16 protein-coding genes are annotated in these 17582 nt (G+C 64.9%); 11 read left to right on the top strand and 5 right to left on the bottom strand.

The genetic code is table 11. The features are described from left to right. Nucleotides 1-32: 32 nt before the first annotated feature. Genes V3W40_RS08905 through V3W40_RS08895 form a run of 3 tightly spaced genes read right to left on the bottom strand, consistent with a single transcriptional unit; the run spans nucleotide 33 to nucleotide 2735 of the window. Complete coding sequence (locus V3W40_RS08905; protein WP_330214871.1) at nucleotides 33-1205, bottom strand: NAD(P)/FAD-dependent oxidoreductase; 1173 nt, start codon at nucleotides 1203-1205, stop codon at nucleotides 33-35. Continuing rightward, nucleotides 1202-1609: a RidA family protein gene (locus V3W40_RS08900; RefSeq protein WP_330214870.1), complete on the bottom strand. Its 408-nt coding sequence runs from the start codon at nucleotides 1607-1609 to the stop codon at nucleotides 1202-1204. The genes V3W40_RS08905 and V3W40_RS08900 overlap by 4 nt, the downstream gene beginning before the upstream one ends. Next, nucleotides 1599-2735, bottom strand: coding sequence for a DSD1 family PLP-dependent enzyme (locus V3W40_RS08895; protein ID WP_330214869.1), 1137 nt, complete (start codon nucleotides 2733-2735; stop codon nucleotides 1599-1601). Before V3W40_RS08895 ends, V3W40_RS08900 begins: the two co-directional genes overlap by 11 nt. Nucleotides 2736-2830: 95 nt before the next feature. Here V3W40_RS08895 and V3W40_RS08890 point away from each other — a divergent pair, with 95 nt between their 5' ends. Beyond that, nucleotides 2831-3715, top strand: a complete 885-nt coding sequence (locus tag V3W40_RS08890; RefSeq protein ID WP_330214868.1) for a LysR family transcriptional regulator — start codon at nucleotides 2831-2833, stop codon at nucleotides 3713-3715. Nucleotide 3716: 1 nt separating this feature from the next. On the opposite strand, the gene V3W40_RS08885 is transcribed toward V3W40_RS08890, so the two are convergent. Together V3W40_RS08885 and V3W40_RS08880 are read right to left on the bottom strand one after the other, a co-directional pair. Next, on the bottom strand, nucleotides 3717-4430 hold the full coding sequence (locus V3W40_RS08885) for a cupin domain-containing protein (protein WP_330214867.1): 714 nt from the start codon (nucleotides 4428-4430) through the stop codon (nucleotides 3717-3719). A gap of 22 nt (nucleotides 4431-4452) precedes the next feature. Beyond that, nucleotides 4453-5304, bottom strand: a complete 852-nt coding sequence (locus V3W40_RS08880) for a GNAT family N-acetyltransferase (RefSeq protein ID WP_065948057.1) — start codon at nucleotides 5302-5304, stop codon at nucleotides 4453-4455. An 805-nt stretch (nucleotides 5305-6109) separates the two neighbouring features. Here V3W40_RS08880 and V3W40_RS08875 point away from each other — a divergent pair. The 10 genes from V3W40_RS08875 to argE all read left to right on the top strand — a co-directional run bounded on the left by V3W40_RS08875 (nucleotide 6110) and on the right by argE (nucleotide 17465). Beyond that, nucleotides 6110-6778: a haloacid dehalogenase type II gene (locus V3W40_RS08875; RefSeq protein ID WP_053138855.1), complete on the top strand. Its 669-nt coding sequence runs from the start codon at nucleotides 6110-6112 to the stop codon at nucleotides 6776-6778. A 23-nt stretch (nucleotides 6779-6801) separates the two neighbouring features. After that, nucleotides 6802-8076 (top strand): NAD(P)/FAD-dependent oxidoreductase, encoded by a 1275-nt coding sequence (locus V3W40_RS08870; protein ID WP_330214866.1) that lies wholly within the window; start codon nucleotides 6802-6804, stop codon nucleotides 8074-8076. A 95-nt stretch (nucleotides 8077-8171) separates the two neighbouring features. Next, a complete protein-coding gene (locus V3W40_RS08865) occupies nucleotides 8172-9809 on the top strand; it encodes an ABC transporter substrate-binding protein (RefSeq protein WP_330214865.1) in 1638 nt (545 codons plus the stop codon). Between the two features lie 13 nt (nucleotides 9810-9822). Continuing rightward, a complete protein-coding gene (locus V3W40_RS08860; RefSeq protein ID WP_053138848.1) occupies nucleotides 9823-10779 on the top strand; it encodes an ABC transporter permease in 957 nt (318 codons plus the stop codon). Further along, nucleotides 10776-11651, top strand: a complete 876-nt coding sequence (locus V3W40_RS08855) for an ABC transporter permease (RefSeq protein WP_330214864.1) — start codon at nucleotides 10776-10778, stop codon at nucleotides 11649-11651. Before V3W40_RS08860 ends, V3W40_RS08855 begins: the two co-directional genes overlap by 4 nt. 1 nt (nucleotide 11652) lies before the next feature. Continuing rightward, nucleotides 11653-13494 carry an ABC transporter ATP-binding protein gene (locus V3W40_RS08850; protein WP_330214863.1) on the top strand — a complete coding sequence of 614 codons (1842 nt, stop codon included), beginning with the start codon at nucleotides 11653-11655 and terminating at the stop codon, nucleotides 13492-13494. Continuing rightward, the gene (locus V3W40_RS08845) at nucleotides 13491-13799 is read left to right on the top strand and encodes a (2Fe-2S)-binding protein (RefSeq protein ID WP_330214862.1); all 309 of its coding nucleotides are present in this window, start codon (nucleotides 13491-13493) and stop codon (nucleotides 13797-13799) included. Before V3W40_RS08850 ends, V3W40_RS08845 begins: the two co-directional genes overlap by 4 nt. Beyond that, nucleotides 13781-15160, top strand: coding sequence for an FAD/NAD(P)-dependent oxidoreductase (locus V3W40_RS08840; protein WP_330214861.1), 1380 nt, complete (start codon nucleotides 13781-13783; stop codon nucleotides 15158-15160). The genes V3W40_RS08845 and V3W40_RS08840 overlap by 19 nt, the downstream gene beginning before the upstream one ends. Beyond that, nucleotides 15157-16311, top strand: coding sequence for an NAD(P)/FAD-dependent oxidoreductase (locus V3W40_RS08835; protein WP_330214860.1), 1155 nt, complete (start codon nucleotides 15157-15159; stop codon nucleotides 16309-16311). Before V3W40_RS08840 ends, V3W40_RS08835 begins: the two co-directional genes overlap by 4 nt. Continuing rightward, a complete protein-coding gene (argE, locus tag V3W40_RS08830; protein WP_330214859.1) occupies nucleotides 16308-17465 on the top strand; it encodes an acetylornithine deacetylase in 1158 nt (385 codons plus the stop codon). The genes V3W40_RS08835 and argE overlap by 4 nt, the downstream gene beginning before the upstream one ends. Nucleotides 17466-17582 lie beyond the last annotated feature (117 nt).

Genomic DNA, 17582 nt, shown 5'->3' with positions numbered 1-17582 from the left:
ATAATCTGCTGAATCCGGCAGGCGGGTGAGGCTCATATGAGTTTTCCTGTGGTGGGGGCGTTTGCCGGCACCGTCGAAGGTTGGGTAAAGCGCCGGATATCGAACGGGCTGATCAAGGTGCTGGTGCTGCCGGTGCTGATCAGTTCGGCCATCACATCCCCCACGCCCGGGCCGAGCTGGAAGCCGTGGCCGCAGAAGCCGAAGGCATAAAACAGCCCGTCCACGCTGCCGCTGGGGCCCATCACCGGCAGGGAGTCGGGTGTGTAGCTTTCGATGCCGCTCCACACTCGGATGATGTTCAGCTTCTCGGCGCCCGGTAACAGCCGTTTCATCTGGCGCATCTGGTTGAGCAGGCTCTCGGGCTTGAAAAACGCGCGGCGGTTGAGCATGTCCGGCGTGCAGCGGGCACCGCCACCGATGATGATGTTGCCGCGCGGGATCTGGCGGAAGTAGATCACCTCTTCCTTGATCTTGGTGAACACGCCGATCACGGTGGGCAAGGCGTAGGGCACCGGTTCCGTCACCGACATCTGCGGGCCGTTGGGCTCCAGCGGCACCGGCTCGCCGAAGCGCTCGGACAGGCGCGCGGCCCAGGCGCCGGCGGTAATCAACAGTTGCTCGGCAACAAACAACTGACCGTCGGTGGTGGTGACGTGGAACAGGCCGTTGACCTTTTCCACGTCGGCGACTTCGGTTTTTTCCTCGATTCGCGCCCCGAGGCGCTGTGCGGCGCGGGCAAATGCCGGTGCCGCCAGGCGAGGATTGGCGTGGCCGTCGTGGGGCGCGTAGGAGCCGCCTTTCACCTCGGGGCCGAGGAAACCGAAACGCTGGTGCAACTCGGCGCCGCGATAGATTTTCAGGTCCAGTTGCGCGGCTTCCGGCGCGGCGGCGTAGGCCTCCAGTTCAGCGATTTCATCTTCGCGATAGCACACGCGCATGTGGCCGCTGGGGATGAATTCCAGGTCTTCGTCGATCAACTCCGGCAGGCGTTTCCACAGCGCCCACGAACGGTTGGCCAGTTCCAGTTGCCCCAGGTAGCGGCCCTGGCGGCGCACATTGCCGAAGTTCACACCGCTGGCGTACTGACCGATCTGGTCGCGTTCCAGCAGCGTGACCGAGCAGCCGTGGCGGCGCAGGAAAAACGCCGACGAGGCGCCCATGATGCCGCCGCCGATGATCAGCACAGCGCTTTTTTGCGGGTTCATGCAGGCTGCTCCTGTGCGGTACGGGCCACTGCGTCGATTTCGATCAGGTAGCCATGGTGCAACACCGGCACGGGCACCACGGCGCGGGCCGGTTTATGTTCACCCAGGTAGCGCGCGTAAATTTGATCAAAGGCGGGCCAGTGTTCTATGCCGACCACGTACACCGTCACTTTGAGCAGGTCGCCGGGGCTCAGGCCCGCTTCACCGAGGATCGCCACCAGGTTATCCAAGGCAATCGAGGCTTGCACTGCGAACGGTTGCCCGGCGCTGTGCTCGCCATTGGCGCGTACCGGCAGTTGCCCCGATACATACAGCACGCCGCTGTGTGCCACTGCCTGGGAATAGTGCCCGCCCGGCGGTGCCGCGTGGGTGCTATGAATCGAGTGGATGCGATTACCAGCCATGCAGGCGACTCCAGGTGTGCACGCTGCCATCGGCCTCCACGGCGTGATAATCCGGGAACTGCGCGCCGGTGGCACAGGCATGGTTGGGCAGGATGCGCAGCCGACTGCCGATGGGGAAGCGCGTGACAAGCGCGTCACTGTGGGCAGCGCCCAGGGTGACGATGCCGTGTTCCTGGTTGGCAGCGGTGACCCGCGCGCCGTCGATCCAGTCGCCCGCTTCGCTGCACACTTGGCCGTAACCGAAGTCCTGGCGCTGGCGCTGGGTGCCACGGTCGCGGCTCATGGCCATCCAACCGGCGTCGGTGATAATCCAGCCTTTGTCCGGCTGATGGCCGATCACGGTGGTCAGTACGCTCAACGCCAACTCATCGGCCTGGCACACGCCGATGTTGCGCATGACCAGGTCGAAGAACACATACACACCTGCGCGTACTTCGGTGACGCCGTCCAGGTTCAGCGCCGAGAGGGCCGTGGGGGTGGAGCCGATGCTGACCTCGGGGCACGCCAGCCCGGCTGCGCGGAGGGTGTCTGCGGCGTGCACGCACAGTGCGCGTTCCTGTTCGGCCAGTGCTTGCAGGGGCTCAAGGCTGTCGAGCTCGTAACTGGAACCGGCGTGAGTCATCACCCCACGCAGGTGCAGGCCGCCGTCGCTGAGGATGCGGGCGACGTCGATCAGTACCGGGTCGTGGGCGGCCAGGCCGGAGCGATGGCCGTCGCAATCGATTTCGATCCACACGTCGAAGCGTGCGTCATGCTGCTGTGCGAAAGCGACGATGGCCTCGGCGCCCGGGACGCTGTCGGTGAGCAGGCTGAGGTTACAGCCTTTGCGCCGCAGGGCCAGGGCTTGGGGCAGTTTGCCCGGGGCCATCGCCACGGCGTAGAACACATCGCGGATACCGGCGGCGAAACAATGCTCGGCTTCCTTGAGGGTGGACACCGTCACACCGCTGGCCCCGGCGGCGATCTGGGCGTGGATCACCGGCAGGCACTTGCTGGTCTTGATATGCGGGCGCAAACGCACGCCCAGGCTGCTCATGCGTTGTTGCATACGCTGGATATTGCGCTGCATCTGCGGGATGTCGACGAGCGCGGCGGGCGTGTCGAGGGAAGCAATCGGCGTGGACATGGCGGAGCTCGCGTGGCTGGGTACAGGCTGCACTCTACTCAGCTCTTGTTAACGTGTGGTTCAATCAGCGCTCATCAATCATTAAGTAAAATTGAATGATTTCCATCGAAGACCTTCGCCTTGCCGTGACCCTGGCCCGCTCGGAGTCGCTGAGCGCCGCCGCCCGCACCCTGAATGTGTCGCCGCCGGCGTTGTCCATGCGCCTGCGCAAGTTGGAGGCGCTGCTCGGGCTGAGCCTGGCCAATCGCGATGCGCGGCGCCTCAGCCTGACGGCGGATGGCGAGCGGTTTTCGCGGGAGAGCGCGCTGTTGCTGGAACAGCTTGAGGCGCTGCCGGAGTCGTTCCGGCACAAGGATGAAACCCTGGTGGGCACCTTGAGGGTGGCGGCGCCGTTTGGCTATGGCCGCCAGCGCATCGCACCGCTGTTGGCGCGGTTTGCCAAACTGCACCCGCAGCTGTGTTTGCAGCTGGATTTGCGCGAGACGCCCTGGCCCGATCGCCATGACAGCGATGCGGTGGTTCACATCGGCCATCTGAATGACAGCCTGTGGACCGCGCGGCCACTGACACCAAACGAGCGCTGGTTGTGCGCCAGCCCGGCCTACCTGCACGCCCACGGCGTGCCGTCTGCGCCGGATGAGCTGGCGTCCCATCGCTGCATCTGCATTCGCGAAAATGATGAGGACGTGACCCTGTGGCACCTGCGCAAAGGCCAGAGCCGCAAGACCCTGCGCGTGGAACCTGCGTTGTTGAGCAACGATGGCAGCGTTGCCCGGCGTTGGGCCGAGCAAGGCTTGGGGCTGGTGCTGCGTTCGCAGTGGGACGTGAGTGACGCCGTGGCCAGCGGCAGCCTGGTACGTGTGTTGGCGGACTGGGGCTTTGACAGCGCACCGGTGCTGCTGCTGGTGCCGTCGCGAAAACTGCGCAGCCCGCGCGTACAGGCGTTGGTGACGTTTCTGGAAGAGGCGTTGAAGGCCTGAGTCACTTCACCGCGTAGACCTTGCGCACGTACACCGTACTGGTCCAGGCGCAGGGCGCGCCCTTGGCCACGAATACCGTGTCTCCGGTTTTTATCGTGACCTCGCCACCCTCGTTGTCCAGCAGAGTGACGCGGCCTTCGAGCAGGTGCATCAATTCATGCAGTTTGTGCGGGCGGCCGTGGCGGGCGTAGGGCGTCGAGTCCCAGATGCCGACGCGCAGCTCGGTCACGGCATCGTCGAACAGGTTGAATGCGCGGCACTGCGGGGTGGGGCCGATCAGTATCTGGGGTTCCGGCGCGGCGGAGGGGTTGAGCAGGGTGTGCGGGTCGAGCAGGGTCAGGCCGGGGCACACCGGGGCATCGGCCTGGTCGACCGCGCAGAACGCCCATTCGCTGCCTGCACTGGCCTGCACCGTGAGGCGTGTGCCGAAGCCGATTACGGCGCTGGCGCCGACGTCCAATTCCAAGGTCTGTTTCGCGGCACTGAGTACGACATGGCCTGCATGTACCACCAGCGTTTCGCTATGGGGGAAATCTTCGATCACCGCTTCGCCACTGAAGGACACCACGCCTGCGGACACGCCATCGTCGCCCATCCAGGCAAGGTGGCGGCTGTCGCCGAACGGGTCCAGCGCGCTCAAGGCGGCCTTGTTGAAAGACGTGGCAACGCGGCTGCCGTCGGCGCGTGCCAACAGCAGGATACGGGGAGATGACATGGGGAGTGCTCCGGGAGAAAAGTCAGCCGATCGCCTGGGTGATCAGGGCAAAGGGGTGTACGCCTTGGCTGGCCTGGGGCGGCGTACCCAGGGCCATTTGCGCGACGGTGTCGATGTTCTTCAGGCCGGCCTGTTCGAGCCAGTCGCTGAGGCCACAGGCGACGGGAATGTCGATGCGCACAAAGGTGTCCGGCACCTGGGCCAGCAAGGTGGCGATCAGGTACTTGGCCTGCTCGATATTTTCCGCCACCACCGGGCCGATGCAACGCCCACGCCCAAACGGCCGCAGCAGGGCGAAGCCGCGTAGGCGGCCGTCGCGTTCGATACCCACGGCGTGCTCCACCTGCAGGTCACGCAGCACTTCACGACGGTCCATACCACTGGCGGCCTTGGCCAGCGCGAGCAGGCTGGCGTGGTCATCGGCGTTAAGCGCCCGGCAGGTTTCGCCGTCGGCAAGCGTCGGCAGGGCGGGCACCAACGCCTGGCCCTGATGCTGCTGCACCCGGCCGAACTCGACGAACCCCTGGCTGGCATACAACGGCGCGCCGGCGAGGGTGGCGTTGAGGACCGGCGTGCGCGTATCGCAGGCGGCAATGGCCTTCTCCATCAAGCGCCGGCCGATGCCCTGGCCCTGGTAGTCATTGCTGACGATCACCAGGCCGATGGTGGCGTAGTCGCCCTGGGGACAGGTGAACGCGCTGCCGATCAGCCGCTCGCCATCCATGACCACGAAGCCGTCGCTGACCCGTTGCAACATTGCCCAGTCTTCCAGGCGGTGGGGCCATTTGAGTTGCACCGACAAATCGTGGGCGGCCGGGAGGTCGGCTGCGGTCATTGGGCGGTAGAGATAAGTGGGGTGTGGCAGGGCGGACATGGCGAGCCTCCGGAGCGTTGTTAATTGTGGCGTCAGGGTGCTTGTATCCCACCTGGGTTGAGGGCTGGCAAGGGGGGCGGGAATATTCGGTAGATTCCTCGTGGTGTGTGGGGCGAGACCACAGTTACTACTTAATTGGGGTTGGGGGGCAGCAGCAAATGCCATGGGGTTGGCGTTGGAGCCAACTGGAGTAGGGCGGGGGTACACGGTTAAAAATGTGGGAGGGGCTTGCTCCCGATGAGGCCGTGTCAGTGGATGCATCTGTAGCTGACCCACTGCCATCGGGGGCTTGCCCTAATGCCAGCTAGTTAAGCGTACGTCGCCTCCTGTAGGAGCGAGCTTGCTCGCGAAAAACGTCAACGATAACGCGTGCTTCCTGAATGAACGCGGCGCCTGTGAATTTTTCGCGAGCAAGCTCGCTCCTACAAAAAGCCTTAACTGACTGGCATTAGGACAAGCCACCTCCCACAGTTTGATCTGCATACATCAGGTAGTCCTCGGCCTGCTTTCGTTCACACCCCATCAACCCGCCACACTTTCTGCCGCCCCCACCCCCGTGCTTAAGCCTCTGCACCCCCAAAAGCCCCCTAAAAGCGCACAAACACTGGCCCTGCCCAAGCCTGGCGCGCACCGCAAAGTCTGCTGAGCCCGGCCACCAAAACGGTGGTTTGTATTGAGCGCAGGTCGTTTTAGACGGCATATGCTGATTTCACAGTGGTGTAATGAACCTGTGCTGCAACGAGGCCGACGCGCCGCCAGGGCAGCGAACGCTTGTCACACTCAACGAACTCCAGGACCGCACTCAATGAGCTTTCTTCGTCCCAAATTCATTACGTTCGACTGCTACGGTACGCTGACCAACTTCCATATGGGCACCATGACCCGCGAGCTGTTTGCCGATCGCATCAAGCCCGAGCAGATGGACCAGTTCGTCAAGGATTTCTCGGCCTACCGCCTCGACCAGGTCATGGGCGACTGGCGCCCCTACGATGAAATCCTCAAGACCGCCCTGGCCCGTACCTGCAAACGCTGGGGTATCGACTATCGCGAGGAAGGCCAGCTGTATTACGACGCCGTGCCGACCTGGGGCCCCCATGCAGACGTGCCGGCCGGGCTGTCGAAAATTGCCGACAAGATTCCCCTGGTGATCTTCTCCAATGCCAGCGACAGCCAGATCATGTCCAACGTCGACAAGCTCGGCGCGCCGTTCCACAAGGTGTTCACCGCCGAGCAGGCCCAGGCCTACAAGCCGCGCCTGGCCGCGTTTGAATTCATGCTCGACAACCTCGGCTGCGGCCCGGAAGACATCTTGCATGTGTCGTCCAGCTTCCGTTACGACCTGATGCCGGCCCATGACATGAAGATCAAAAACAAAGCCTTCGTTGCCCGTGGCCACGAAGTGCCGGGCAACGCGTTCTACAGTTACCAGCAGATCCCCGATATCGGTGGGCTGCCGGCGCTGGTCGGTCTGTAACCGCACACCTCTGAGGGCAAGACATGGGCAGTGAATCCTATTGGCTCGACACCGCACCGGCGTTTACCGGTGCCCAGCTGGGCGGCTTGCCCAAGCAGGTCGATGTGGCTGTGGTCGGCGGTGGGTTCACCGGCCTGGCGGCGGCGCGGGCGTTGGCGCTCAAGGGCGCCAGTGTGGTGGTGCTCGACGCCGGGCGGGTGATCGGCGAGGCCTCGGGGCGCAACGGTGGGCAGTGCAACACCGGGGTGGCCCAGGATTACGCCGGGCTGCACGCCAGCCTCGGTGCCGCCAAGGCACGCGCCTATTACCAGGCCTATGAAAGTGCCGTGCAGACGGTGGTGTCACTGGTCGAGCAGGAAGGGATCGCCTGCGACCTGGTGCGCAACGGCAAGCTCAAGCTGGCGGCCAAGCCGATGCACTACGAAGGCCTAGCCCGCACCTGCGAGCTGATCCGCCAGGAGGTGGATGCCGAGGTCGAGCTGCTCAGTGCCGAACAGACCCGTGCTGAAGTCCATTCGGCGCAGTTTCATGGCGGCCTGCTGCAGCGCAACGGCGTGCAGATGCATGTCGGCCGCTTCGGGGTCGGCTTGGCCGAAGCGGCGGCGCGGCGTGGTGCGATGATCTACGAGCACACCCCCGTCAAGGATTGGAAGGCCCAGGCCGGCGGCTATCAGGTCAACACCGCCAAGGGTTCACTGCACGCCGGGCAAGTCCTGCTGGCAACCGGTGCCTGCCAGCATGGCGACCTGGGTTGGTACCGCCGCAGGATTGTGCCGGTGGGCAGTTTTGTCATCGCCACCGAAGTCTTGCCCCAGACGCTGATCGACCAGTTGCTGCCGCAACATCGCGCCTATGTGACCAGCCGCATGATCGGCAACTACTTTCGCCTGACCCCGGACAACCGCCTGCTGTTTGGCGGACGTGCGCGGTTTGCGATGTCCGACAGTGTCTCCGACGCCAAGAGCGGCAAGGTACTGCAAGCGGCGATGCTGAACATGTTCCCGCAGTTGGCGCACGTGAAGATCGACTACTGCTGGGGTGGCCTGGTGGACATGACGTCCGACCGCCTGCCCCGCGCCGGCCAGCATGGCGGCGTGTTCCACTCCATGGGCTACAGCGGCCATGGCGTGCAGATGTCGGTGCACATGGGCCAGGTGATGGCCGATGTCATGGCCGGCAATACCGCCGCCAACCCCTGGCGCGAACTGGAATGGCCGGCGATTCCCGGGCATTTCGGCAAGCCGTGGTTCCTGCCGTTCGTGGGGGCTTACTACCGCTTCCAGGACTATTTGCACTGAGTTGCCGTTGTTGCGTCACCGTCGTTTGTGTTTCCAGGACGCTCCGGACATCCGTGAGCACTCGATTCTTCCGATTATCGACAGGTAGCCTTGCTATGACTGACAACAAAAACACCCCCGAACTCATCTCCGGCCAGGACAGCCTGCGGGTGTTCGAACGTCTCAACCGTGGCATGTCGCGCCGCAACGCCCTGCAAATGCTGGGCGTGGCCGGTGTCGCCGCCGCCGGTGCCGGCAGCCTGTTCGGCGCCGCCGGCAAGCTGTTCGCCGACGAGGCCGCCGTGGCCGGCAAAGGCAAGCCAGGCGGCAAGATCCGCGTGGCCGGCATGTCCAGCTCCACCGCCGATACCCTCGACCCGGCCAAGGGCGCGCTGTCCACCGACTATGTGCGCCACTACATGTTCTACAACGGTTTGACCCGCTTCGATAAGCAACTGGTGCCGCAACTGGAACTGGCCGAGCGCATCGACAATACCGACGCCACTGTCTGGACCATCACCCTGCGCAAGGACGTGACCTTCCACAACGGCAAGGCCCTGACCGCCGCCGACGTGGTGTTCTCCCTGAACCGCCACAAAGACCCGCTGACCGGTTCCAAGGTCATGCCGTTGATGGAGCAGTTCGCCGAGATCAAGGCCAGCGGGCCGAACGAAGTGCAGATCCGCCTCAGCGCGGCCAACGCCGAGTTGCCGTCGATCCTCGCGGTGTCACACCTGTTGATCGTCCCCGAGGGCACCAGCGACTTCAGCAAAGGCATCGGCACCGGACCGTTCACCGTGGGCGAGTTCAAGCCCGGCGTGCGTTCGATTGCGGTGCGCAACAAGAACTACTGGAAACCGGGCCTGCCGTACCTCGACGAGATCGAGTTCATCGCGATTGCCGACGAGCCATCGCGGGTCAATGCACTGCTGTCGGGCGACGTGCACATGATCAACGAGGTCAACCCGCGCTCCACCACGCGCATCAAGGCCAGCGCCAAGCACCGCGTGGTCGACGCGCCGTCGGGCAACTACACTGACTTGATCATTCGCCAGGACCAACTGCCCGGCAAAAGCCCGGAATTCACCCAGGCCATGAAGCTGCTGCTCGACCGTGAACAGGTCAAGTCCGCCGTATTCCGTGGCTTTGCGGTGGTGGGCAACGACCACCCGATTGCGCCGGGTTCGCGCTACTTCAACACCGACTTGCCGCAGACGGTCTACGATCCGGAAAAAGCCAGGTTCCTGCTGAAGAAAGCCGGCATGGAAAGCATCACCATGCCCGTGATGGCCTCGCCTGCCGCCACCGGCTCGGTAGACATCGCCGTGCTGTTGCAGCAGTCGGCCAAACAGGCCGGGCTCAAGCTCGACGTGAACCGCCTGCCGAGCGACGGCTACTGGTCCAACCACTGGATGAAGCACCCGCTGAGCTTCGGCAACATCAACCCGCGGCCGAATGCCGACGTGATGTTCTCGCAGTTCTTCCAGTCCAAGGCGCCGTGGAACGAGTCCGGCTGGCAGAACGAGCAATTCGACCAGTTGCTGATGCTGGCCCGTGGCGAAACCGACGACGCCAAGCGCGCCAAGATGTATGGCGACATGCAGGTCCTGGTGCACGACCACTGCGGCATCGGCGTGCCGGTGTTCATCAGCAATATCGATGGCGTCGACCAGCGCATCAAAGGCTACGACAGCAACCCACTGGGCGGTTTCATGGGCTACATGTTTGCCGAGCAGGTGTGGTTGGACGCTTGAGGAGGGTGGTGGGATGAATAGCAATACACTGTGGTTGATCGGCCGGCGCTTCGGCGCCGGGGCCTTGACCTTGTTGATCGTGTCCATGGTCGTGTTCGCGATCACGGCGGTACTGCCGGGGGACGCGGCGCAACAATCCCTGGGCCAGTTCGCGACCCCTGAACAGGTGGCGGCCCTGCGCCTGAAACTGGGGTTGGACCAGCCCGGTGTGTTGCGGTACCTGCACTGGTTGATGAGCCTGCTCACTGGCGACATGGGCGTATCGGTCTCCAACGCCATGCCGGTCGGTGAGCTGATGGCGGGCCGGGTGCCCAACACCCTGATGCTGGCGGGCGCCACGGCGCTGGTCTCGGTGCCGGTGGCACTGGTGCTCGGCATCGGCTCGGCGATGGGCCGGGGCGGGCGCATCGACAGTTGCCTGAGCTTCATCACCCTGGCGATGGTCGCGGTGCCGGAATTCCTGGTGGCGACCCTGGCGGTGCTGATTTTTGCGGTCAACCTCGGTTGGTTGTCGGCCCTCTCCTATGCCAGCGACATCAGCTCACCGCTGCAATTTCTGCGCACCTATGCCTTGCCGGTGATGACGCTGTGCTGCGTGATCGTCGCGCAAATGGCGCGCATGACCCGCGCCGCCGTGATCGACCAGCTCGACAGCCCCTATGTGGAAATGGCCCGCCTCAAAGGCGTCAGCCCGATCCGCATCGTGCTGCGCCATGCCTTGCCCAATGCGATCGGGCCGATTGCCAACGCCATCGCCCTGAGCCTGTCGTACCTGTTGGGCGGGGTGGTGATTGTCGAAACCATTTTCAACTACCCCGGCATTGCCAGCTTGATGGTCGATGCCGTGACCAACCGCGACATGGCGCTGGTGCAGGCGTGCACCATGTTGTTCTGCGCGGCCTACCTGGGCCTGGTGCTGCTCGCCGACCTGTGCGCGATCCTGTCCAATCCGAGGCTGAGAAACCAATGAACAACCTCATTGCGAAATCCAAGCCTGTCTCCTCCGCCCTGGCACTCGCCAAGGTGTCCAGCGGCCCGTCGTGGCTGGGGCTGCTGGGCGGCGTGGTGTGCGTCGCCTGGCTGCTGGTGGCGCTGCTCGGCCCGTGGCTGGCACCTCACCCGGTGGGGGAGGTGGTGTCCGATAACATCTTCGAAGGCTTCAGCCTCGCGCATCCATTCGGCACCGATTACCTGGGCCGCGACATGCTCAGCCGGGTGCTGGTGGGCGCGCGGTTCACCGTCGGGCTGGCGCTGGTGGCGGCGTTACTGGCCAGCACCTTCGGCACCGGGTGTGCGCTGTTGTCGGTGGTCTCGCCCAAGTGGCTGGACGAAATCATCAGTCGCATCATGGATGCCTTCATCTCGATCCCGAGCAAAATGCTTGCGCTGATCATGGTCTCGGCCTTTGGCTCATCGGTGACGTTGCTGATCTGTACGGCCGTGATCAGCTATATCCCCGGCTCGTTCCGCGTCGCCCGCAGCATGGCGGTCAATATCGAAGCCCTGGAGTACGTGCAGGTCGCGCGTACCCGTGGCGAGCGCCGGTTGTACGTGGCGTGCATGGAGATCCTGCCGAACATGCTCAACCCGGTCCTGACCGACCTGGGCCTGCGTTTCGGCTACATCGTGCTGTTGCTCAGCGGCATGAGTTTCCTTGGCCTGGGCGTGCAACCGCCGGACGCCGACCTCGGCTCGCTGGTGCGGGAAAATATCGGCGGCCTTAACCAGGGCGCGCTGGCCATCATCCTTCCGGCGCTGGCCATCGGCACGCTGACCATCGGCGTGAATCTGCTGATCGACTATCTGTCGTCGCGACGTAGTCGACGCACGGGAGGCCATTGAAATGACTGAATTGATTCGCGTCGAAGACCTGCGCGTGGTCGCCTGTGGCGAGCGCGGCGAGGTGGAAATCGTCAAGGGCGTGAGCTTTGCCCTGAAACAAGGTGAAGTGCTGGCATTGATCGGCGAGTCCGGCTCGGGCAAGACCACCATCGCCCTGGCCTTGCTGGGGTATGCACGGCGCGGGTGTCGCTTGTCCGGCGGCGTGGTGCAGGTCGGCGAGCACGACATGCTCGCCCTGGGCGAACACCAATTGCAGGGCCTGCGCGGCAACCGTGTGTCCTATATCGCGCAAAGCGCCGCCGCCGCATTCAACCCGGCGAAAAGACTCATCGACCAGGTCATCGAAGGCGCACTGATCCACGGCCTGGGCACGCGCGCCGAGCTGCACGCCAAGGCTATCGGCCTGTTCCGCGACCTGGCGCTGCCGGGCCCGGAACGCATCGGCCAACGCTACCCGCACCAGGTCTCCGGCGGGCAGCTGCAACGGGTGATGGCGGCGATGGCGCTGATCAGCGACCCGCTGCTGGTGGTGCTCGACGAGCCGACCACCGCCCTGGACGTGACCACCCAGATCGACGTGCTACGCGCCTTCAAACGCGTGGTGCGCGAGCGCGGTGCCACGGCGGTGTACGTGTCCCACGACCTCGCAGTGGTGGCGCAAATGGCCGACCAGATCGTGGTGCTCAACGGCGGGCAGATCCTCGAACAGAGCGCCACGGCGCCGCTGCTCAATGCCCCGACCCACGCCTACACCCGCAGCCTGCTGGCCGCCGCACGGCCCGACAGCAGCATTCGTCCGCCCTGCGGCGTCGCCGGGGAGGTACCGCTGCTGACCATCACCGGCCTCACCGCCGGCTACGGCAACAAGAACCTGCACGGCATGCCGTCGATTCGGGTATTGGAAGACATCGACCTCACCGTGCGCCGTGGCCAGGCCATCGGCGTGATCGGCGAGTCGGGCTCGGGCAAGTCCACCCTGGCCCGGGTGGTGGCTGGGCTGCTGACCCCGGCCCTCGGCGGCCTGGCCTTCGACGGGCAGCCCTTGGGCGGCAGCCTCGCCGAGCGCACCCCGGAACAGTTCCGGCGGATCCAGATGGTGTTCCAGAACGCCGACACCGCGCTCAACCCCATGCACAGCGTGGCGGCCATCATCGGTCGGCCGTTGAAAATGTATTTCGGCCTCAAGGGCGCGGCGCTGCAAGCCCGCATCGGCGAACTGCTCGACCTGGTCCGCCTGCCCCGTGACCTCGCCGAACGGCGCCCGAATGAGCTGTCCGGCGGGCAAAAGCAGCGGGTCAACCTGGCCCGCGCGCTGGCGGCCAAGCCCGACCTGATCCTCTGCGACGAAGTGACCTCGGCCCTCGACACCGTGGTGGGGGCGGCGATCCTCGAACTGCTGCGCGACCTGCGCCAGCAACTGGGGGTGTCGTACCTGTTTATCAGCCACGACATTTCTACCGTGCGCGCGCTGTGCGATGACATTGTGGTGATGTATAGCGGCCGCAAGGTCCAGGCCGGCAGTCGCCAGGCGTTTGCCGAGCCGCCGTTCCATCCCTACACCGACCTGTTGATTCACTCGGTGCCCGAGTTGCGCCAGGGCTGGCTGGAAACCTGCGGTACTGCAGGCGACACGCTGCCAGCGCTCGGCGAGCGGGCCAATGGGCCGGAACTGTGCACCTTCCTCAATCGCTGCCCGGTGCGCGTCGACGGCCTGTGCAACCGCACCGCGCCGCCGCGCCGCCGCCTTGACGACGGTGGTGAAATCCTTTGCCACCACGACAGCGCCCATTTGCTGGATACCCAGCAGGGCGTCAACACCCTCACTGTGGGAGCCTATGCATGAACGTGCGTTTTGTGAGGCTGGCCGAACAGGGCCGGCCGACGGTCAGCCTGACCGTGGATGGCGCCGCCGTCCAAGCCCTGCAGGGCGACACCTTGATGGTCGCGCTGCTGACCCAGGGCAACGCGCTGCGCCAGTCGGAATTCGACAGCGGCCGCCGCGCCGGTTTCTGCTTGATGGGCGCGTGCCAGGATTGCTGGGTGTGGACCCGCAGCGGCGAACGCCTGCGCGCCTGTTCCAATGAAGTCCGTGACGGGCTGGACATCGTTACCACACAACCGGAGGCGACATGGCCACTGCACGGGTAGTTATTGTGGGCGCCGGACCGGCCGGGGCGCGCTGCGCCGAAACCCTGCTGGCGGCCGGGATCAAACCGATCCTGATCGATGAAAACCGCCGCGACGGTGGCCAGATCTATCGGCGTCAGCCAGAAGGCTTCACCCGCGACTACTCGACCCTGTACGGCAGCGAGGCCGCCAAGGCCCAGGCGCTGCACCAGAGTTTCGACCGCCTGCGCGACGCCATCGACTACCGCCCCGACACCCTGGTGTGGAACCTCACGCCGGGGCAACTGTGCTGCGTGAGCCAGGGCCGCCACACCACGGTGGATTACGATGCACTGATCCTCTGCACCGGCGCCACCGACCGCCTGATGCCCATCGAGGGCTGGCAACTGGCGGGCACCTACAGCCTGGGCGGGGCGCAGATCGCCTTGAAAAACCAGGCCGTGTCCATCGGTCATCGCGTGGTGTTCATGGGCAGCGGGCCGTTGCTGTACCTGGTCGCCAGCCAGTACGTGAAGGCCGGCGCCGAGGTGGCGGCGGTGCTCGACACCTCGCCTCTGAGCCTGCGTCTGAAAGCCTTGCCCAAACTGCTGGCGCGGCCTGGCGTGCTGTTCACCGGGATCAAGCTATTGGCGCAACTGTACCGCGCCAAGGTGGCGGTGCACCTGGGGGTCAAGCCGCTGCAAGTGATGGGCGACGCGGCCAATGGTGTAAGCGGTGTGCGCTTTACCACTGGCAACGGGCAGGCCGTCACGGTGCAGGCCGATGCCGTTGCGCTGGGTTACCACCTGCGCCCGGAAACCCAGCTGGGTGACCTGGCCGGCTGTCGCATGGCGTTCGATGAGGCATCAAGCCAATGGTGGCTGGCCACGGATGACGCCGGGCGCACCTCGGTGAAGGGCGTGTACGCGGCCGGTGACGGTGCGAAAATTCGCGGCGCCGATGCCGCCGAGCATGCCGGGCGCCTGGTGGCGCTGGCGCTGCTGGAAGACCTGCAACAACCGGTGGACACCGGCCTGCGGGATGAGCAACAGCAGGCCCTGGCGGTGATGGATCAATTCCGCCTGGGCCTGGCCCAGGCGTTCCCGTGGCCGAGCGAACAGGCCAAGGCGTTGCCGGACAGCGCCATCGTGTGCCGCTGCGAGATGATCAGCGCTGGCGAGTTACGGCGCACGGTGAAAGAGAAGGGCGCCTGCGAAGTCAATCGCGCCAAGGCGTTCAGCCGCGTGGGCATGGGTCGTTGCCAGGGGCGTTATTGCTCCCAGGCCGGGGCCGAAGTGATCGCCGCCGCTGCCGGCGTGCCGGTGCAGGCGGTCGGGCGCCAGCGCGGCCAGGCGCCGGTCAAACCGTTATCGATGCTGATCACCGAGGAGGTCTCGTCATGAGTGTGCAAAAAGCCGATGTGGTGATTGTCGGCGGGGGGCTGATGGGCTCGGCGACTGCGTTTTTTCTGCGCCGTCGCGGGCAGTCGGTGATCCTGCTGGAGCGCGACCAGATCGGCCAGTACGCCAGTGGTGTGAACTTTGGCAATGTGCGCCGGCAAGGGCGTTTCCTCGGCCAACTGGCCCTGGCCAACCGCTCGTGGGCGCTGTGGAAGCGCCTGCCGGAACTGATCGACGACGACCTGGAATTCATCCCCAGCGGGCATATGCGCGTGTGTTACCGCGAGGATGAAATTGCCGAGCTGGAGGCCTACGCCGCCGCACCGGAAGCGCAACAACTGGACCTGAAGATTTATCGTGGCGCCGAACTGCATCAACGCTTCGGCTTCCTCGGCCCGGACGTCAAGGGCGGCTCCTACGCGCCCCACGACGGGCATGCCAACCCGCGCCTGGCCGCGCCGGCGTTTGCCCGTGCCGCCCGGCGCCTGGGCGCGCAGATCGAAGAACGCACCGAAGTGGCCGAGGTGCAGAAGGTCGGCGCCGACTTCCAGGTCACCACCACCGACGGCCGCCAGTTCCACGCCGCGCAACTGTTGATCACCGCCGGCGCCTGGGGCCAGAAGCTCTCGGCGCAGTTCGGCGAACCGGTGCCGCTGGACACCCACGGCCCGCAAATGGCCGTGACCGAGCCGGTGCCTTATGCCTTGCCCACCGTGATCGGCGTGTACACCAAGGTGCCCGAAGAGGTGATCTACTTCCGCCAGATTCCCCGGGGCAATATCGTCATCGGCGGCGGCTACCGCAGCAAGCCGGACATGCTCAACCGCCGCGCCTATGTGGAACCGCGCAGCATCCTCAACCAGGTCAGCCAGATGCGCCGCCTGCTGCCGGGCGTCGGCAACCTGAACATCATCCGCGTGTGGAGCGGCATCGAAGGCTACCTGCCGGACTCGCTGCCGGTGATGGGCCCCAGCGGTACGGTTGACGGGCTGTTCTATGCCTTCGGGTTTTGCGGCCACGGTTTCCAGCTTGGCCCGGGCGTCGGCGATGTGATGGCCGAGCTGCTCGCCACTGGCAGCACCAGTACCCCGATCGAGCCATTTTCCATCACCCGGTTCGCCTTACCTGACGAGCAACGGAGCCAGGCCTCATGAAACCCCGCGTATTGGAGATTCTGAAACAGCTGATGGCCTTCGACACCGTGTCATCGGAGTCGAACATGGCCTTGATTGAATATGTGCGCGACCTGCTGCTGGGCAAGGGCATCGAGTCGCTGATCGTCAAGGACCCCAGCGGCAAGAAAGCCAACCTGTTCGCCAGCACCGGGCCCAGGGAACAGCCCGGCGTGCTGCTGTCCGGGCACACCGACGTGGTGCCGGCGGCGGGGCAGGCCTGGACCTTTCCCGCCTTTGCCGCCACCGTGCAGGACGGGCGCATTTATGGGCGTGGCAGCTGCGACATGAAGGGCTTTATCGCCCTGGCCATCGACGCCATGCTGGACGCCGCCGACCACAGCCTGAACCGCCCGCTGCAACTGGCCCTGTCCCATGACGAAGAGATCGGCTGCGTCGGCGTGCGGCGCTTGCTCGACGTGCTGCACCTGGCGCCGGTGCGGCCGTTTCTGTGTGTGATCGGTGAGCCGACCAACATGCAGTTTGTACTCGGCCACAAGGGCAAGGGGTCCTACCGCACGTACTGCCGAGGCCAGGAGGCGCATTCATCCCTGGCGCCGCGCTCGGTTAACGCCATCCACGTGGCCTGCGACTTTATTGCCGCCCTGCGTGACAGCCAGCAGCAATTGCAACGCCATGGTGCCCAGGACAATGACTATGACGTGCCCTACAGCACCGTGCATGTGGGTCAGATTATCGGCGGCAAGGCGCTGAATATCGTGCCCAACCTGTGCACCCTGGACTTCGAAGTGCGCAACCTGCCGGCCGACGACCTGGACGCGTTCCTGGAGCAGATGCGCGAGCGCGCCGAGGTGATCGTGCGTGAGGCGCAGAAGCTGTCCAGCGTGGCGGCCATCGAGATCGAAACGATCAACGTCTATCCTGGCCTCGACACCCATCCCAGTGTCGAGGCGGTGCACTTTCTCAAGCAATTCGCCGCGCCGGGCACCGGCACCTCCAAGGTCTCGTTCGGCACCGAAGGCGGCCTGTTCAAGCAGCGCCTGGACGTACCGGTGGTGGTGTGCGGGCCGGGCTCCATCGAGCAGGCGCACAAGCCCGACGAGTTTATCGAGATCAGCCAGATGGACGCCGGCGAGCGCTTTTTGCAAGGCTTGCTCGGTTCGCTGACGGCCTAGCAGAGCCTGCCGTCCTGAACGCAATTTCAGCACGGCACGCTGCTTTAACCGCGCTTTCGGCATCCTCGTTTGCGGCGCCTCCCTAGACTGGAGCGTGTCTCGGATCAGGACTCGACC

Origin of the sequence: Pseudomonas sp. AM8, from assembly GCF_036346475.1 — a bacterium.
Taxonomy (GTDB): Bacteria; Pseudomonadota; Gammaproteobacteria; order Pseudomonadales; family Pseudomonadaceae; genus Aquipseudomonas; species Aquipseudomonas marginalis.
The sequence above is the reverse complement of the archived record's forward strand: the minus strand, read 5'-3'. Positions and strand labels throughout refer to the sequence as shown.

Coding starts and splice junctions, on each gene's coding strand:
- V3W40_RS08845 (WP_330214862.1), top strand. CDS start 13,491: ATGAACGTGCGTTTTGTGAGGCTGGCCGAACAGGGCCGGCCGACGGTC.
- V3W40_RS08905 (WP_330214871.1), bottom strand. CDS start 1,205: ATGAACCCGCAAAAAAGCGCTGTGCTGATCATCGGCGGCGGCATCATG.
- V3W40_RS08895 (WP_330214869.1), bottom strand. CDS start 2,735: ATGTCCACGCCGATTGCTTCCCTCGACACGCCCGCCGCGCTCGTCGAC.
- argE (WP_330214859.1), top strand. CDS start 16,308: ATGAAACCCCGCGTATTGGAGATTCTGAAACAGCTGATGGCCTTCGAC.
- V3W40_RS08860 (WP_053138848.1), top strand. CDS start 9,823: ATGAATAGCAATACACTGTGGTTGATCGGCCGGCGCTTCGGCGCCGGG.
- V3W40_RS08900 (WP_330214870.1), bottom strand. CDS start 1,609: ATGGCTGGTAATCGCATCCACTCGATTCATAGCACCCACGCGGCACCG.
- V3W40_RS08835 (WP_330214860.1), top strand. CDS start 15,157: ATGAGTGTGCAAAAAGCCGATGTGGTGATTGTCGGCGGGGGGCTGATG.
- V3W40_RS08865 (WP_330214865.1), top strand. CDS start 8,172: ATGACTGACAACAAAAACACCCCCGAACTCATCTCCGGCCAGGACAGC.
- V3W40_RS08885 (WP_330214867.1), bottom strand. CDS start 4,430: ATGTCATCTCCCCGTATCCTGCTGTTGGCACGCGCCGACGGCAGCCGC.
- V3W40_RS08890 (WP_330214868.1), top strand. CDS start 2,831: ATGATTTCCATCGAAGACCTTCGCCTTGCCGTGACCCTGGCCCGCTCG.
- V3W40_RS08850 (WP_330214863.1), top strand. CDS start 11,653: ATGACTGAATTGATTCGCGTCGAAGACCTGCGCGTGGTCGCCTGTGGC.
- V3W40_RS08880 (WP_065948057.1), bottom strand. CDS start 5,304: ATGTCCGCCCTGCCACACCCCACTTATCTCTACCGCCCAATGACCGCA.
- V3W40_RS08855 (WP_330214864.1), top strand. CDS start 10,776: ATGAACAACCTCATTGCGAAATCCAAGCCTGTCTCCTCCGCCCTGGCA.
- V3W40_RS08870 (WP_330214866.1), top strand. CDS start 6,802: ATGGGCAGTGAATCCTATTGGCTCGACACCGCACCGGCGTTTACCGGT.
- V3W40_RS08840 (WP_330214861.1), top strand. CDS start 13,781: ATGGCCACTGCACGGGTAGTTATTGTGGGCGCCGGACCGGCCGGGGCG.
- V3W40_RS08875 (WP_053138855.1), top strand. CDS start 6,110: ATGAGCTTTCTTCGTCCCAAATTCATTACGTTCGACTGCTACGGTACG.